General features: G+C 62.8%; 17 protein-coding genes. 13 read left to right on the top strand and 4 right to left on the bottom strand.

Annotated features, from left to right (window positions below; translation table 11 throughout):
- Window positions 1-31: 31 nt before the first annotated feature.
- The 12 genes from bamB to JAB4_RS21865 all read left to right on the top strand — a co-directional run bounded on the left by bamB (window position 32) and on the right by JAB4_RS21865 (window position 11,686).
- Entirely contained in the window at window positions 32-1,177 is a 1,146-nt protein-coding gene (bamB, locus tag JAB4_RS21920; RefSeq protein ID WP_070221914.1) for an outer membrane protein assembly factor BamB, read from the top strand.
- Between the two features lie 4 nt (window positions 1,178-1,181).
- A complete protein-coding gene (gene der / locus JAB4_RS21915; protein ID WP_070221915.1) occupies window positions 1,182-2,528 on the top strand; it encodes a ribosome biogenesis GTPase Der in 1,347 nt (448 codons plus the stop codon).
- A 242-nt stretch (window positions 2,529-2,770) separates the two neighbouring features.
- Window positions 2,771-3,007, top strand: coding sequence for an RNA chaperone Hfq (gene hfq, locus JAB4_RS21910; protein WP_008450615.1), 237 nt, complete (start codon window positions 2,771-2,773; stop codon window positions 3,005-3,007).
- Window positions 3,008-3,121: 114 nt separating this feature from the next.
- Window positions 3,122-4,345: a GTPase HflX gene (hflX, locus tag JAB4_RS21905; RefSeq protein ID WP_046685708.1), complete on the top strand. Its 1,224-nt coding sequence runs from the start codon at window positions 3,122-3,124 to the stop codon at window positions 4,343-4,345.
- A gap of 2 nt (window positions 4,346-4,347) precedes the next feature.
- Window positions 4,348-5,640, top strand: coding sequence for an FtsH protease activity modulator HflK (gene hflK, locus JAB4_RS21900; RefSeq protein ID WP_070221916.1), 1,293 nt, complete (start codon window positions 4,348-4,350; stop codon window positions 5,638-5,640).
- A complete protein-coding gene (hflC, locus tag JAB4_RS21895; RefSeq protein WP_070221917.1) occupies window positions 5,640-6,527 on the top strand; it encodes a protease modulator HflC in 888 nt (295 codons plus the stop codon). Before hflK ends, hflC begins: the two co-directional genes overlap by 1 nt.
- Before the next feature lie 269 nt (window positions 6,528-6,796).
- A complete protein-coding gene (locus tag JAB4_RS21890) occupies window positions 6,797-7,957 on the top strand; it encodes an ATP phosphoribosyltransferase regulatory subunit (RefSeq protein ID WP_070221919.1) in 1,161 nt (386 codons plus the stop codon).
- Between the two features lie 3 nt (window positions 7,958-7,960).
- Window positions 7,961-9,274, top strand: coding sequence for an adenylosuccinate synthase (locus JAB4_RS21885; RefSeq protein ID WP_034752021.1), 1,314 nt, complete (start codon window positions 7,961-7,963; stop codon window positions 9,272-9,274).
- Window positions 9,275-9,340: 66 nt separating this feature from the next.
- Window positions 9,341-9,886 carry a phosphoribosyltransferase family protein gene (locus tag JAB4_RS21880; protein ID WP_034752020.1) on the top strand — a complete coding sequence of 182 codons (546 nt, stop codon included), beginning with the start codon at window positions 9,341-9,343 and terminating at the stop codon, window positions 9,884-9,886.
- 65 nt (window positions 9,887-9,951) lie between these two features.
- On the top strand, window positions 9,952-10,461 hold the full coding sequence (locus JAB4_RS21875) for a GNAT family N-acetyltransferase (protein ID WP_070221921.1): 510 nt from the start codon (window positions 9,952-9,954) through the stop codon (window positions 10,459-10,461).
- On the top strand, window positions 10,458-11,384 hold the full coding sequence (locus JAB4_RS21870) for a WD40 repeat domain-containing protein (RefSeq protein ID WP_070221923.1): 927 nt from the start codon (window positions 10,458-10,460) through the stop codon (window positions 11,382-11,384). Before JAB4_RS21875 ends, JAB4_RS21870 begins: the two co-directional genes overlap by 4 nt.
- Window positions 11,381-11,686, top strand: coding sequence for an NIPSNAP family protein (locus JAB4_RS21865; RefSeq protein WP_034752016.1), 306 nt, complete (start codon window positions 11,381-11,383; stop codon window positions 11,684-11,686). The genes JAB4_RS21870 and JAB4_RS21865 overlap by 4 nt, the downstream gene beginning before the upstream one ends.
- A gap of 19 nt (window positions 11,687-11,705) precedes the next feature.
- On the opposite strand, the gene JAB4_RS21860 is transcribed toward JAB4_RS21865, so the two are convergent.
- From JAB4_RS21860 to JAB4_RS21845, 4 genes are all read right to left on the bottom strand, one after another.
- On the bottom strand, window positions 11,706-12,365 hold the full coding sequence (locus tag JAB4_RS21860; RefSeq protein WP_070221925.1) for a glutathione S-transferase family protein: 660 nt from the start codon (window positions 12,363-12,365) through the stop codon (window positions 11,706-11,708).
- 131 nt (window positions 12,366-12,496) lie between these two features.
- On the bottom strand, window positions 12,497-13,927 hold the full coding sequence (locus JAB4_RS21855; protein WP_070221926.1) for a hypothetical protein: 1,431 nt from the start codon (window positions 13,925-13,927) through the stop codon (window positions 12,497-12,499).
- A 76-nt stretch (window positions 13,928-14,003) separates the two neighbouring features.
- Window positions 14,004-14,462, bottom strand: a complete 459-nt coding sequence (locus tag JAB4_RS21850) for a hypothetical protein (RefSeq protein ID WP_070308399.1) — start codon at window positions 14,460-14,462, stop codon at window positions 14,004-14,006.
- 302 nt (window positions 14,463-14,764) lie between these two features.
- On the bottom strand, window positions 14,765-15,826 hold the full coding sequence (locus tag JAB4_RS21845) for an AI-2E family transporter (RefSeq protein ID WP_070221928.1): 1,062 nt from the start codon (window positions 15,824-15,826) through the stop codon (window positions 14,765-14,767).
- A gap of 203 nt (window positions 15,827-16,029) precedes the next feature.
- Here JAB4_RS21845 and JAB4_RS21840 point away from each other — a divergent pair, with 203 nt between their 5' ends.
- On the top strand, window positions 16,030-16,656 hold the full coding sequence (locus JAB4_RS21840; protein WP_070221929.1) for a flavin reductase family protein: 627 nt from the start codon (window positions 16,030-16,032) through the stop codon (window positions 16,654-16,656).
- Window positions 16,657-16,660: the final 4 nt, after the last annotated feature.

The following is a 16,660-nucleotide window of genomic DNA, read 5'->3' as shown; positions in this document are numbered from 1 at the left end:
ACAAGTACAAGAAAAAGGTTGGATAACACTTATGCGTGTCACTGAAAAGCTGGTAGCTGCAAGTCTGTTGGCCCTGATGGCCGGTTGCTCGTCCTGGAACCCGTTCGCCTCGAAAGATCCGAAAGTCGAGCCGGCCAAGCTGGTCGAGTTAAAATCGAGCATTGCCGTGCGCGACGCCTGGAAGTATTCGATCGGCAAGGCCGGCGTGTACGCGTTGACGCCTGCGCTGGCCGGCAGCAGCCTGTACGTGGTCAGCGCCGATGGCGCGCTGGCGCGCCTGGATGCGGCCAGCGGCCGTGAAACGTGGCGCATCAAGGCCGGCAGCGACATCACCTCGGGCGCCGGCAGCGATGGCGCCGTCGTCGCCGTGGGCGCAGCCAAGGGCGCCGTGCTGGCGTTTGACGCCGATGGCAAGCAGCTGTGGAAGGCGCAGGCGTCCAGCGAAGTATTGACGGCGCCCGTCGTGGGGCAGGGCGTGGTCGTGGTGCGCAGCGTGGACAACCGCATCGTCGGCTTCGACGCCAAGACGGGCGAACGCAAATGGACGGTGCAGCGCGCCACGCCGGCATTGACCTTGCGCAATGCGCCGGGCATGGTGCTGGGCGGCGCGAACATCTACGTGGCCCAGCCGGGCGGCAAGCTGCTGGCACTGACGGCAGCGACCGGTGTGGTACGCTGGGAGATCGTCGTCAGCGAACCGCGCGGTGCCACCGAACTGGAGCGCGTCTCCGACATCGCCGGCACGCCGGTGGTGTTCGAAGGCGAAGTGTGCGCCGTTACGTATCAGGGCAAGGCGGGCTGCTTCGACGCCGCCACCGGCGTGCCGCGCTGGACCAAGCCGATTTCGTCCGATGTGGGCGTGGCCGTCGACCAGCGTTTCGTGTTTGTTGCCGATGACCAGGGTGCCGTGGTGGCGTTCAGCCGCGAAGCCGGCCAGAGCGCCTGGAAGAATGAGGCGCTGGCGCGCCGCCGCCTGTCGACGCCGGCCTCCTACGGCCGCAGCGTCGCCGTCGGCGACTATCAAGGTTATATCCACTTCCTGTCACGGGAAGATGGCGCATTAATAGGTCGTGTCAGCACCGACGGTAGCCCGATTGTTTCGGCTCCCGTCGTTGCCGGTTCGAATTTGATTTTTCAAACCCAATCAGGGACAGTGACCGCTCTCGCGGTCGAGTAATACAATGAAGCCGGTAATTGCACTAGTAGGTCGACCCAATGTTGGGAAATCGACTTTATTCAATCGTCTGACCCGCTCGCGCGATGCGCTGGTGGCGGATTTGCCTGGGTTGACGCGCGATCGTCACTATGGCGAAGGCCGTGTCGGCGAACGTCCCTTCCTCGTCATCGATACGGGTGGTTTCGAACCCGTCGCCAAGGAAGGCATCATGCACCAGATGGCACTGCAGACCAAGCAGGCCGTGGCCGAGGCCGACGTGGTGGTGTTCATCGTGGACGGCCGTCAGGGCCTGACCCCGCATGACAAGACCATCGTCGACTTCCTGCGCAAGAGCGGTCGCCCGGTCTTGCTGGTGGTTAACAAAAGCGAAGGCATGCGCTACACGGCCGTCGTGTCCGAATTCTATGAATTGGGCATGGGCGATCCGTATGCGATCTCGTCGGCGCACGGTGACGGCGTCAACGACCTCGTCGAAGTGATGCTGGACCTGGCGTTCGCGCAGCGTCCGGATGAGCCTGAAGAGCTGGAAAAGACCGACCGCGGCATCAAGATCGCCCTCGTCGGCCGTCCGAACGTGGGCAAGTCGACCTTGATCAACACCCTGCTGGGCGAAGAGCGCGTGATCGCCTTCGACATGCCGGGCACGACGCGCGATTCGATCGAAATCCCGTTCGAACGCGATGGCCAGCAATACACCCTGATCGACACGGCCGGTATCCGCCGCCGCGGCAAGGTGTTTGAAGCGATCGAGAAATTCTCGGTGGTGAAAACCCTGCAGTCGATTTCCGAAGCCAACGTGGTCGTGCTGATGCTCGACGCGCAGCAGGATATTTCGGAGCAGGACGCGCATATCGCCGGCTTTATCCTGGAATCGGGCCGCGCGCTGGTCGTGGCCGTGAATAAATGGGATGGCTTGCAATCGCACCAGCGCGATGAAATCAAGATCGATATCGACCGCAAGCTCGATTTCCTGTCGTTCGCGCAGATGCATTTCATTTCGGCGCTGAAGGGCACCAACATCGGTCCATTGATGAAGTCGCTCAACGCCGCGTATGCGGCCGCCATGTGCGACCTGTCGACGCCGAAGCTGACGCGCGCCTTGATCGAAGCCGTGGAGAAGCAGGAACCGCGCCGCAAGGGTTCGATCCGTCCGAAGCTGCGCTATGCCCACCAGGGCGGCATGAACCCGCCTGTGATCGTTATTCACGGCAATGCGCTCGACGCCGTTGGCGATCCCTACAAGCGTTATCTGGAAAAACATTTCCGCGATACGTTTGCCCTGGTCGGCACGCCGCTGCGCATCGAATTGCGTACGGGTAAAAACCCGTTTGCACGCACGCCAAGCAAGTAATGAGTTAACAGCTGGATTAAGTGCATATTAAGGCGCCGCGGAGATAATGCGGCGCCGACAGCCAATTCAATGGTTATTTGCACGGAAATAATAAAGTGTTAATGCGCCATGCGCGACAGCGATCGCGAAAACAGGTTACAGTAGCTATGACGCATCTTTCTTTCTTTGAAAGGTGTGAGAGCACTTGAAATCAAGCGAGTCGCCTCCAATTCTTACACAACAACATAAACAACGGAGCTGTTATGAGCAACAAAGGGCAACTGTTACAAGACCCATTCCTCAATGCATTACGCAAAGAGCATGTTCCTGTCTCGATCTACCTGGTCAATGGCATTAAATTGCAGGGCCATATCGAATCGTTCGATCAATATGTCGTATTGCTGCGCAATACGGTGACACAGATGGTGTACAAGCATGCCATCTCGACAGTGGTGCCGGCCCGTGCCGTCAATCTCAATATTGAATCTGAAGCGGAGTAAAGCGTTGAGCTTGACGGCCCAGCGCCTTTCACCCTCCATCGCCCCCGTCCGCGCCAGCGGCGCTGATGCGTTTGCATCGGCGTCGGCGTTCGCCGCAACTCATCAGATGCCATCATGCGCGCGGCACTAGTCGGGGTTGACTTCGGTCACAGCGACTTCGCCGCCAGCATGGAGGAACTCATGCTGTTGTCGCGTTCGGCTGGCGCGGACCCGATTTCCACCATCACGGCCAAGCGTTCCAGTCCCGATTCCGCGTATTTCGTCGGCAGCGGCAAGGCCGATGAAATTGGCGACGTCGTCGTCAACGATGGCCTGGAAATCGTCATCTTCAATCACGCCCTCTCGCCCGCCCAGCAGCGCAATCTGGAAAAGCGCCTGAATGTGCGCGTGCTCGACCGTACCAGCCTGATCCTCGACATCTTCGCGCAGCGCGCCAAGAGCCACGAGGGCAAGCTGCAAGTCGAGCTGGCCCAGCTGCAGCATCTGGCCACGCGCCTGATCCGCGGCTGGACCCACCTGGAACGGCAAAAGGGCGGTATCGGCTTGCGCGGTCCCGGCGAGACGCAGCTCGAGACCGACCGCCGGCTGATCGGCGACCGTGTCAAGGCCCTGCGCGCGCGCCTGGAAAAACTGCACAAGCAGCGCGAAACGCAGCGCCGCGCGCGCGGCCGCAATCACACATTCTCGGTGTCCCTCGTCGGTTATACCAATGCCGGCAAGTCGACCCTGTTCAATGCCGTGACCAAGGCCGGCGTGTATGTCGCCGACCAGTTGTTCGCCACCCTCGACACCACCTCGCGCCGGGTTTACCTGGGCCAGGAAGTGGGCAACGTGGTGATCTCCGACACGGTCGGCTTCGTACGCGAATTGCCGCACCAGCTGGTGGCTGCCTTTCGCGCCACGCTCGAAGAAACCATCCATGCCGATCTGCTGCTGCACGTCGTCGACGCCGCGTCGCCGGTGCGCATGGAGCAGATCGAGCAGGTCAACCTGGTCTTGAAAGAGATCGGCGCCGATCATATTCCGCAAATCCTCGTGTGGAACAAGATCGATGCGGCCGGGCTGGAGCCTTCGGTGGAGCGCGACGAATATGCTACGATCAGTCGCGTGTTCGTTAGTGCGCAGAAGGGCAGCGGGCTCGACCTGCTGCGCGATGCGATCGTCGAGATGGCCAGGAAGGCGCCCCGTTCTGCCCACCTGTATCAGAACGACGAAGCACCGCAGGAAGATCAGTTTGACGGTCAGTACGACCAGCACGATGGCGCCGCCCCGGACCAGGACGAAGAGCCTGGCGAGGACGATAGGATTTCCACCCACTCCCAAGTCGGAACACGATAGTTATGCTTGTCTCCCTACTCAAAAAAACAGGCTTGAAGTTGTCCCTGAACGATCCCCGCTGGGGCAATCGCAAGGACGACGGCAAGAAAGCCCAAGAAGGCAAAAAGCCCGGCGAAGGTCCGCCGGACCTCGATCAGTTGTGGCGCGATTTCAATCAGCGCCTGAACGCCTTTTTCGGACAGAAGAACCGTCCCGACAACGGCGGCAATAACAACGGTGGCGGCGGTGGCCCGCGCCCCGACATGAAGGGCGCCGGCATCACCGCCGGCGTCGTTGGCGTGATCGCCGTCTTCATCTGGCTCGCCAGCGGCGCCTTCATCGTGCAAGAGGGCCAGAGCGGCGTGGTGCTGACGTTTGGCCAATACACGCGCACGGCGCCGGCCGGTCTCAACTGGCGCTGGCCGTATCCGTTCCAGACCGATGAAACCGTCAACGTGTCGCAGGTGCGCACGGTGGAAGTGGGTTATCGCACCTCGCTGCGCAACAAGCAGGCCAGCGAGTCGCTGATGCTGACGGATGATGAAAACATCATCGACATCCAGTTCGCGGTGCAGTACACCCTGAAAGATCCCGTGGAATGGCTGTTCAGCCTGCGCGACCAGGAAGACACCTTGCGCCAGGTCGCCGAAACGGCGATCCGCGAAGTGGTCGGCCGCAGCAAGATGGACTTCGTGCTGTATGAAGGCCGCGAAAAAGTGGCTTTTGATACGCAGAAATTGATGCAGCAGATTCTTGAAGATTACAAGGCTGGCGTGTTGATCAACAACGTGACGATGCAGGCCGTGCAGCCGCCGGAGCAGGTGCAAGCCGCCTTCGACGATGCCGTCAAGGCAGGCCAGGACCGTGAACGCCAGAAGAATGAAGGCCAGGCCTACGCCAATGACGTCATTCCGAAAGCCCGCGGCGCAGCATTCCGCCTGGTGCAGGAAGCAGAGGCCTACCGTGCCATGGTGACCGAGAACTCCGAAGGTAACGCGTCGCGCTTCAAGCAGGTGCTGGTCGAGTACCAGAAGGCGCCGGCCGTCACGCGCGACCGCATGTACCTGGAAACGATGCAGCAAGTGTTCAGCAGTGCCAGCAAGGTCATGGTTGACGCCAAGACGGGCAGCAATCTGCTGTATCTGCCGCTCGACAAGTTGATCGCCCAGACGGCTGCCACCGATGCTGCCGCTGCCGCCGCCCGTGCTGCCGCGACACCCGCAGCCAACACCGTTTTGCCACAGGAAGCCATGCCGACAGTAGAAGTCAATCAGCGCCGTGACAGCCGCTCTTCGCGTGAACGGGAGAGCCGCTAATGAACCGTATCGTTGCCGCCCTGATCGCGGGCTTCATCGCGATCATGCTCCTTTCCTCGACCGTGTTCGTGGTCGATCAGCGTAAATACGCCATCGTCTTCGCCCTCGGTGAAGTCAAGGACGAGATCAGCAAGCCAGGCTTGTACTTCAAGCTGCCGCCGCCGTTCCAGAACGTCATCTACCTGGACAAGCGTATCCTGACGCTCGACACGCCGGAACCGGAACGCTTCATCACGGCCGAGAAGAAGAATATCCTCGTCGACGCGTATGTGAAGTGGCGCATCGTCAATCCGAAGACCTATTTCCGCAGCTTCGGCGGCGATGAAAGCCGTGCGCGCAACCGCATGTCGCAAATCGTCAAGGCGGCGCTGAACGATGAAATCACCAAGCGCACGGTGCGCGAAGTGATCTCGGGCGAGCGTGGCAAGGTGATGCAGGCGATCAAGGCCAAGGTGGCGGCCGAGGCCGAGGCCATCGGCGTAGGCATCGTCGACGTGCGCCTGAAGCGCGTCGATTACGTCGAGCAGATCAACAACTCCGTGTACGAGCGCATGAAGTCCGAGCGCGTGCGCGTGGCCAATGAACTGCGTTCCACCGGTTCGGCCGACTCCGAGAAGATCCGCGCCGACGCCGACAAGCAGCGCACGGTGATCCTGGCCGAAGCGTATCGCGAAGCCGAGAAGATCCGCGGCGAGGGCGATGCCAAGGCATCGCAGGTGTATGCGGAAGCGTTTGGCAAGAATCCGGAGTTCTACAAGTTTTACCGCAGCCTGGAAGCCTACCGCGCCACGTTCAAGGACAAGGGCGACGTGATGGTGGTCGATCCGAGCTCGGAATTCTTCAAGTACTTCAAGGGTAACGGCACGGCCGCTCCGTCCAAGAAGTAAGACAGCATCGCACTGCACCCGGCCGCAAGGACGGGGGCGGCAGCAGCGGGGCCGGCATCGATGCCGGCCCCGTTTTTTTGTGCCCGTCTAGTTGTTGCGGGAAGGCGTAAAATGCGGTGTTTTTAGGGCCGTGCGGCAGCGTTTCGGACAACTTATCCCTAAAGGCCCGTGTTTTCGCGTAAAATATCAGGTTCGGCCTCTTGCCTGGCGCGCGCGCCGCTGCCTCGCATGATGCATTTTTTCAACTTTCTTCCGTATCTCGCTCCCTCATGCCGAATTGGCTTTTGCCCGAAAATATTGCCGATGTTCTGCCGTCGGAAGCGCGCAAGATCGAAGAGCTGCGCCGCCTCATGCTGGATAATTTCCGTCTGTACGGATATGAACTGGTGATGCCGCCGCTGCTCGAGTATCTGGAATCGCTGATGACCGGCGCTGGCAAGGATACCGACCTGCGCACGTTCAAACTGGTCGACCAGCTGTCGGGCCGCATGCTCGGCCTGCGCGCCGACATGACGACGCAAGTGGCGCGTATCGACGCCCACCTGCTCAACCGTGCCACCGTCACCCGCCTGTGCTACGCCGGCAGCGTGCTGCATACCCGTCCGTCGGGCCTGCACGCCACCCGCGAACCGCTGCAGATCGGCGCCGAAATCTATGGCCACGCCGGCCTGGAAGCGGATGCCGAGATCCAGGAACTGGCGCTCGCTTCGCTGGCACTGGCCGGTTTCGACAGCGTGCGCCTGGATCTGTCGCACGTCGGCCTGTTGCGCGCTATCATTGCGCAAGACGCCGCCGCCGGGCGCGACGAAGCTGCGCTGTACGCCTTGCTGCGCGCGAAAGATGCGCCGGGCCTGCGTGCCCTGACTGCCGGTTACGACGCCGTCACGCGCGATGCGCTGCTGGCCTTGCCGAACCTGTACGGCGACATCGATGTGCTGGCGCGTGCGCGCGAAGTGCTGCCGCCGCTGCCGGGCGTGCTCAAGGCGCTGGCCGAACTGGCCGCGCTGGCAGGATCGGCCCTGGGCCGCGCCGAAGTGGCGATCGACCTGGCCGACCTGCGCGGCTACCAATATGAAAGCGGCGCGATGTTTGCGCTGTATGTACCAGGCTTGCCGAACGCGGTTGCGCGCGGCGGCCGTTATGACCACGTCGGCGAAGCGTTCGGCCGGGCACGTCCCGCGACCGGCTTCTCGCTCGATTTGCGCGAACTGGCGCGCCTGTTGCCGACCGCAGAACGGAAGCATTCGATCCGCGCGCCGTGGGGCAGCGCGCCAGAATTGAAGGAAAAAATCGCCGAGTTGCGCAAGGCGGGCGAGGTCGTGATCCAGAGTATGCCGGGTCACAGTAATGAACAAGACGAGTTCGAGTGCGATCGCGTGCTGGTACTTGCCGATAATGGTAGTAGCTGGATTCTTAAAAACTTAGGTTGAGTGATGTCAAAGAAAATTATGGCAAAGAACGTTGTTGTCATCGGCACCCAATGGGGCGATGAAGGTAAAGGCAAGATCGTCGATTGGTTGACCGATCACGCCCAAGGCGTGGTGCGCTTCCAGGGCGGCCACAATGCAGGCCACACGCTGGTCATCGGCGGCGTCAAAACCGCACTGCAGCTGATCCCGTCGGGCATCATGCGTCCAGGCGTCGCCTGCTACATCGGTAACGGCGTGGTCGTTTCCGTGCCGGACGTGCTGCGCGAAATCGACAAGCTCGAAGCGGTCGGCGTCGAAGTCGCCTCGCGCCTGAAAGTGTCGGACGCGGCACCCGTGATCCTGCCTTACCACACCGCGATCGACCTGGCGCGTGAAGCCAAGCGTGGCGATGCGAAGATCGGCACCACCGGCAAGGGCATCGGCCCGGCCTACGAAGACAAAGTGGCGCGCCGCGCGATCCGTATCGCCGACCTGCTCAACGAGAAGCGCTTTGCCGAAAAGCTGGCCGAAAACCTCGATTACCACAACTTCGTGCTGGAAAACTACCTGAAGGCGCCGAAAGTCGACTATCAGAAGACCCTCGACGACGCGCTGGCCTATGTGCCGCGTCTGCGTCCGATGGTCACCGACGTGTCGAGCGCACTGTACAAGGCGCACAAGGCCGGCGCGAATCTGCTGTTCGAAGGCGCGCAGGGTTCCCTGCTCGACGTCGACCACGGCACCTATCCGTTCGTCACCTCGTCGAACTGCGTGGCCGGCAATGCCGCCGCCGGTTCGGGCGTCGGTCCTGGCATGCTGCACTACATCATGGGCATCACCAAGGCTTACACGACGCGCGTCGGTTCCGGCCCGTTCCCGTCGGAACTGCCAACGGATGCAGGCGTTGGCCACCATCTGGCGCAAGTCGGCCATGAATTCGGCACCGTCACGGGCCGTGCCCGCCGCTGCGGCTGGTTCGACGCCGCCTTGCTGCGCCGCTCCGTGCAAATCAACGGCGTGACGGGCATGTGCCTGACCAAGCTGGACGTGCTCGACGGTATCGAAACGCTGAAACTGTGCACCGGCTACACCATCGACGGCGTGGCCACGGACATCTTCCCATCGGGCGCTGAAGAAGCCGCCCGTTGCGTGCCCGTGTACGAAGAGATGCCGGGCTGGACGGAAAGCACGGTCGGCGCGAAATCGCTGGCGGCCCTGCCTGCCACGGCGCGCGCCTACATCAAGCGCATCGAAGAACTGGTCGGCGTACCGGTGGACATGGTTTCGACCGGTCCGGATCGTGAAGAAACGATCGTGCTGCGCCACCCATTCGAGTAAGCTGCTGGACACAATCCGCCGCAAGGCGGATTTTTTTAATCACGCTAATAATAAGATTTCACTATCATGACTACCCCACAATCGAACGATCAACATCTCTGGGTCAACTGGGAAGAGTACCACCGCCTGATCGAGCGCCTGGCGCTCAAGGTCTACGAATCGGGCTGGAAATTCGACCAGGTATTGTGCCTGGCGCGCGGCGGCGTGCGTCCTGGCGACGTGTTCTCGCGCATCTTTGATTTGCCGCTGGCCATCCTGTCGACCAGCTCCTACCGCGAAGACGCGGGCACGGTGCGCGGCGACCTCGATATCGCCAAGTACATGACCATGACCAAGGGCCCGCTGGCCGGCCGCATCCTGCTGGTCGACGACCTGGCCGATTCCGGCGTCACGCTGGACAAGGTCACGCGTCACCTGAAGGAAAACTTCCCTGACGTGACCGAAGTCAAATCGGCCGTGATCTGGCTCAAGGGCTGCTCCGTCGTGCGTCCCGATTACTTCCTCGACGAACTGCCGCACAATCCGTGGATCCATCAGCCGTTCGAAGACTACGACGGCCTGCGTCCGCACCAGCTGGCGGCGTGGATCAAGAAGGGCGAGGCAGGCAAGTAATTGCGTGCGCGCTTGCAAAAAAAAGACGATCGTGTATCGTCTTTTTTTTCGTCCAAGGAAATGCGATGACCATACTGACGACGGCGCGGCTGCGCCTGGAACCGATCAACGAGAGCCACTACGAGCGCATGCGCACGCTCAACACCGATCCCGAGGTGATGACCTACCTGAACGCGGGCCAGCCCGAGACCGAAGAGGTGACGCGCGCGGCCATCGCGCGCACCATGGGCCGCTGGGTCGAATGGGGTTATTCGTGGTGGGCGCTGATACGCCTCGATGACGGTGAACTGGTGGGCATGGCCTGCCTGCAGCACCTCTCCGGCGACAGGGCCAATCCCCTTGAAATCGGCTGGCGCCTGGCGCGTACGGGCTGGGGGCAGGGCTATGCCAGCGAGGCGGCGGCCGCCATCGTCGCGCATGCGTTCGACGTCGTCGGCGCACCGGAAGTGGTGGCCGTGGCCCATCCCGACAACGCCGCCTCGATCAAGGTCATGACGCGCCTGGGCATGCAATATGTGGGCATGGAACGCCATTACGATATCGACAGCGTCGTCTACCGCCTGGCGCGCCCATGACGGCAGCGCGCAAGCCCCTGAAGCTGGGCTGCAGCTACGGCGTGCGGTTTTCGCCCGATTGCACGCGCCTGGCGGTGCTGGGGCGCGACCTGGTCCTGTGGGACGTGGCGGCACGCCAGAAACTGTGGCGCGGCAAATTCATCGCGCACATGTCGGACCTTGCCTTTTCGCCCGACGGTGGCCGGCTGGCCATCAAGAGCACGACGGGCCAGCTGGCCGTGGTGGATGCCCAGGCGGGACAACTGCTGCTCAATTTCCAGAACAAGAAGGATGGCGAAGGCTGCGGCACCGCGTGGTCGCCGTGCGGGCAGTATCTTGCCGACGGCGGCTGGGATGGCCGCCTGCGGCTACGCGACGCGCAGACGGGCGAGGTGCGCTTCATGCAGGAGCACCCGGGCGAGATGCTGCGCGGTGTCCACGTTATCGACGGCGGGCGGCGCTTGCTGCTCCTGCACGGCGTCAAATCGGTGGACGAGGGGCAGGTGCAGCCGCCCGACTACTGCAGCGTATGGGACTGGCCCCTGCGGGCGGGCGGCGGGCGCAAGGTGCTGTCGCTGCCAGGACTGAAGTCGTGCGTGCCATCGCCCGACGGAGCATCCCTGGCCGTGCTGCATCACGCGGGCGGCGAGGAGTTCCTGTCGGTATATGCGCTGGCCGATGGCCGCCGGCTGGCCACGGTGCCGGTGGAGGTGGGCGGCGGCACGGGCGACGCCCTGCGCTGGCTGCCCGACGGCAGCGCGCTGGGACGCATCGGCAAGGGCAAGCTGCTGTTGTATGGCTGGCCGGGCCTCGACGTGCTGACACAACACGCTTTGATGTATCCCTGCTCGCTGGATTTTTTGCCCGGCTCGCCATTGGCCGCCATCGGCTCCTGGGAATCCGGCATGCTGATGGAGTTGAACCCTCACAAGGAGACTGCATGATTACCTGTTACCTGCGCTACATCATCGACCCGTACAAATTGCGGGAATTCGAAGCCTACGGCAAGCTGTGGATACCGCTGGTCGAACGCTTCGGCGGCCAGCACCACGGCTACTTTTTGCCATCGGAAGGCGCCAGCAATGTGGCCCTGGCCATGTTCTCGTTCCCCAGCCTGGCCTTGTACGAGCAGTACCGCAGCGATTCGATGCAGGACGCCGAATGCCAGGCCGCCTTTCGCTATGCCGAGGAGACGCGCTGCATCGTCAGCTACGAGCGCAGTTTTTTCCGCCCCGTGTTTGCCTGAACAGGTTTACTGAACAAGGTCAGTCGCGCTGCGGCGCGCCCAAGGGGAAGAGGTGGCGGTACGGGCGCGCTTCGTCCACCGCGCGGGCGAACGATGGACGGGCCAGCAAGCGGGCGCGATAGGCGTGCAGCAGGGGCAGCGTGGCGGGAATCGGCTGCGTCCAGTCCGCATAGAACAGCGACGGAGCGGCGGCGCAGTCGGCCAGGGTAAAGTCTTCGCCCGTCGCCCATGTCTTGCCGGCCAGGCGGGTTTCCAGCCAGGCGTAGGCGAGATCCAGCTTGTTGCCGGCAAACACGCGGCCTTCCTCGGTGTTCGCCGAGGCGCCCGTCAGGGCGGCGCCGACGGCATGCTGCACGGGCGTCATGACGTGCAGGTCGAAATAGCGGTCGAGAAAGCGCACGTCCAGCGCCTGCATGGCGTCGTCCGGCAGCAGGCGCAGCGGGCCGGGATGGGCCAGTTGCAGGTATTCGATGATGATGCTGGTCTCGGCGACGTTGCGCTCCCCATCCACCAGCAGCGGAAACTTGCGCAGCGGCCAGCGTTCCAGCCACTGCTGCAGGTGCTGCGGCATGTCCGGCGCCAGGCGGCGGAAATCGAACGGTATGGCGTTTTCGTACAGGGCGATGAGCACCTTTTGCGTGTACGAGGAAAAGGGATGGCCGTAGAGGATCAGCGACACGGTGGGATCTCCTGTGCAAGGTTGGCAACACGCGCGTGCAGCAACGATAGTGCAATCACCGGATCAATGCAAGCGGTCCGGGCCGATCGTGCACCGGCCGTTTCCGCTTGCATTCCTGGCTCGCCCGCCGTCTAACCGAGGCTCGCCAGGTAGCGCAATCCCGTGATGCTGGGGAAAAAGCAATACACGCCGCCCCGCGTGATGACACTGCGCGAGAAATGCTGCAGTTTTGTATTGCCGCTGCCCTTGGGGCCCACGCCTGGCAGGGTGAAGGAGCTGACGGCAGGGTCGTTGATTCCCAAAAACACGTCCTGGCCGCTGATATTGAACGTGGCATTGCCCGCCTCGGGACCGGCCGGACCGACGGCCGATTTGACGAAGGCATCGTCGTCGTTCCATTGCTCCATCAGAAATTCGAATTGATTGCGCAGGCTGGCATTGATGAAATAGCCGACCAGGCCGCGCTGCTGCGCGATGGGTGCGGCCGGATCATATTCGCTGCCGTAGGGCATGGCGCGCCGCACGATGCGGTGGTGGCGGGCGGAGGTGCCCACGACGCCTTCGTCGCGCGGATTGTTGCGCCGGATATGCGCGCCGACCGGGCATTTCAGGCCCAGCGTGTCATCCAGTTCCGGCTGTGCGCCATCGACATAGTGAAAGCGGTTCAGGCTGTCGTCCGGCAGCACGGGGCCGGCCTGGTCCGGCCTGAGCACCAGTGGATTGCCGTTGCGCCAGCGCCCGCACATCTTGGCGGCCAGCATCTCGGTGCTGAGCCCGGAACTGGCCGCGCCCTGGCTCAGGATGCTGTCGAACAGGGGCACGTCCTGCTCCAAGATGCGGAAGGCGGCATAGCTGCCATTGGTGGACAGTTGCGGCGGCTGCACCTGGTAGGTGCCGCCATTTTCATTCAGGTAGCCCAGCAGGAATTCCCCCGTCTTGACGCTGTTGAGCGGGTCGGGGTCGTGTTCGTGCTTGCGCTGCGGGGCGCCATCGACGTCCGGCTGGGCGATGCTGTCGCGGTAGCCGAAATGCACGCGGTTGCCTGGCAGGGCCATGCCGTCGTGTGCATACAGTTCACGCCAGCCAGCGGCAAATGCGCGGCGCAGTGTGGCCGAGGTCTCCTGCAGCACTTCCTCCGATTCGCTGACCCATAGGCTCAGCAGCGCATGCACCTGGCCATGCTGGGTGGCCGGCCCCAGGTTGCCGAGCCAGTGTTCGGGGGCGCTGTCGCCCACGTCGCCCACGGCAGCGACGCTGGCCGGGTCGGCCGCGCCCCGCTGGAACGCCTGGTCGAAGGTGGCCAGGTTGGCCGCAGCAACGCCCAGCGCGGACAGGCCGGGAGCGGTAAAGCTGAGGTTCAGGAAGCAGGGCGGCTTGGGATGGATATGGCGCGCTGTAGTTATCGACGGCAGTCCGTCGCTGCCGTCGAGCAGGGCCGCGATGGTACGCCGCGCCTGCGCCGCATCCGTGATGCTAAGGATGAAATGGCGCGCCAGGTTGACGCGGTAGCCGCGCAGGATCGTGCCTTGCACGTCGTCGTAATCGATGGTGGGATCGGCCATGCTGTCTCTCCGGGGGCTGGGGTTGTGACTGGCAGGGTGGTGGGGCCGCTTGCGCAGCCCCGGCGTGGTGTCGAGTTCAGACTGAAGCGAGGATTTGCTGGACGGTCTGTGGATAGGCGCTATACAGGCCGTTATTGGGCACGTGCTGCGCAGCGTCGTTGGCGGTGATGAAGGCTTCAAAAGCAGCCACGTGGTTGGCAACGGGCATCAGCGCCTTGCCGCCCACGACAAACTGCAGTAGCGCGTCGAATACCTCGCCCAACTGGGCCACGAAATCCTCGATGTAGCCGTTGAAACTGCCGTCGTACTCGGTGATGACGCCGATGACGAGGGTGTTGGAAGCGCCCGCCGAGTTAATGTTGGGCAGCAGGTTGGCCTGGGAGCGGTCAAGCAGGGTGAAGCGGGCAAAGTGCACGGTACCAATATCGGTGAGGGCGGCATTGATCTTCGCCTGGTATTCCTGCAACGCTGCGGCGATGGAAATCGGATTGGTGTCGGGCAGTACCGGCATCATCAAGCACAGTGGATTTGCCATGGGAAGCTCCTCATTACGTGGTTGTCGGGAGGGCCGACACTACGCTGCGGCGCCCACTGCGTCAAAAACTATATTTTTGAACTTGTTGCTAAATTAGCACCATTGCAACATGATAGTCGATATGAAATGTAGTCTCATGTGGATAGTCGCCGGGGCTGGCCGGCACTGGCGGACACTCTGCCGCCAGGCTGTTCCGGCCTGTTGCGGGAAGCGCAAGTGGCGCCGCCGGCAGCGCCGGATTCTGGACGATTATTTCTGCAGAATGGGATGGCGATGCGATGCCGGCCGCCTGGTGCCTGGCCTTAATCCTCAGCCTGGAATTCGCTGGCCGAGACGAACAGGTCCCACGAGGCGATGAACAGGGCCGCCACCACGGGGCCGATGACAAAGCCGTTCAGACCAAACAGGGCCATGCCGCCCACGGTCGACAGCAGCACCACGTAGTCGGGCATCTTCGTGTCCTTGCCCACCAGGATAGGGCGCAGCACGTTGTCGACCAGGCCGATGACGAAGACGCCGAAGGCGGCCAGGCCTGCGCCTTGCCAGATGGCGCCCGTGGCCAGGAAATAGGCTGCCACGGGTGCCCAGACGAGGGCGGCGCCGACGGCCGGCAGCAGCGACAGGAAGGCCATCAGTACTGCCCACAGCAGGGGCGCCGGCACGTCGAGGAACCAGAACGCCAGGCCGCCGAGGGCGCCCTGGGCGATCGCCACGAGGATGTTGCCCTTCACCGTGGCGCGGATCACCGTGGTGAAATTGGTGAACAGGCGCTGCTTGTACTTGCGGCTCAGCGGCACGGCGTTCTTGATGCGGGCCGACAGGCTAGAGCCATCGCGCATGAGGAAAAACAGCAGGTACAGCATGATGCACAGGCTGGTGAGGAATTCGAAGGTGTACAGGCCCACATTGATGGCTTTGACGGCCACCACCTGGCTTACCTGCGTGGCGCCCTCGGCCAGCTTGTCCTGCAGGCTGGCCAGGCTGGTCAGGTTGAAGCGCTCGAGCAGGTTGATCAGCCATTGCGGCAGCACGGCCATGATTTTATTGAAGAACATGGCGACCGTGATTTCGCCCGAACGCACCATCTCCACCACGCTGGCCGCCTGGTTCACGAGCGACACGGAAATGAGCGACAGCGGCAGGATCACGATGACGATGATCAACAGCAAGGTCAGCAGCGACGCCAGGCCGGCGCGGCCCCGGGTTTTGGCCAGCAGCCAGCGGTACACGGGCGCGAACAGGATCGCCAGGATGACGCCCCAGAAGATGGCGCCCGCATACGGCGCCAATATCCAGCCGAAGCCGATGGTGACGATGCTCAAGAGGAGCAGGAACACTTTCTGGTGCAGCGTGAGGGTAGGCATGGGCGATAGCGCAATGATAAGGGTTGAGTTGCCCCATCATAAGCGAGGCCAAGGGCCGTGCGCCATACAATTGTCGCGCTGCGTGCGCGAGCGCACCCGGCGCGCCGGCGGGCTGGCAACGCGGTGGCGGCAATTCCAGTAAGCTGTCGTTCCAGGCGTTCCATCCCGGGAGCCTTTGACTTCCTTTGACTTCAGGAATCCGCGTGCTTGACCCCATCCATTTTTATGAACCTGCGCAGGGCCACGGCTTGCCGCACGATCCCTTTAACGCCATCGTGGGGCCGCGTCCCATCGGCTGGATCGCCTCGCGCAGCAGTGCGGGCGTGCTCAATCTGGCGCCGTACAGCTTTTTCAACGCCTTCAATTACCATCCGCCGCTGATCGGCTTTTCCAGCATCGGCCGCAAGGATACCTTGCGCAATATCGAACAGACGGGCGAATTCGTGTGGAACCTGGCGACCCGTCCGCTGGCCGAGGCCATGAACGCCAGTTGCGCGCCGGCGCCGCCCGAAGTCGACGAATTCGCGCTGGCCGGCCTGACGCCGGCCGCCTCGCGCATCGTGGACGTGCCGCGCGTGGCCGAAAGCCCCGTGTCCTTCGAATGCCGGCGCACGCAGATCATCGAGCTGCAAGGCGTCAATGGCGACGGTGTCGGCAGCTGGCTGGTGCTGGGGGAAGTGGTGGGCGTGCACATCGCGCGCCATCTGCTGGCCGACGGCGTGTACGACACGGCCGCCGCCGCGCCGATATTGCGCGGCGGCGGCCCGGCCGATTATTTCGAGATCGGACCGGCCAGCCTGTTCCACATGCGCCGGCCAGCCTGGCCGTAATGCG

The sequence above is a fragment of the Janthinobacterium sp. HH102 genome (assembly GCF_001758625.2).
In the GTDB taxonomy this organism is placed as follows: domain Bacteria; phylum Pseudomonadota; class Gammaproteobacteria; order Burkholderiales; family Burkholderiaceae_D; genus Janthinobacterium.
Note: the sequence above shows the minus strand (reverse complement) of the source record. Positions and strands in the feature narration are given on the sequence as shown.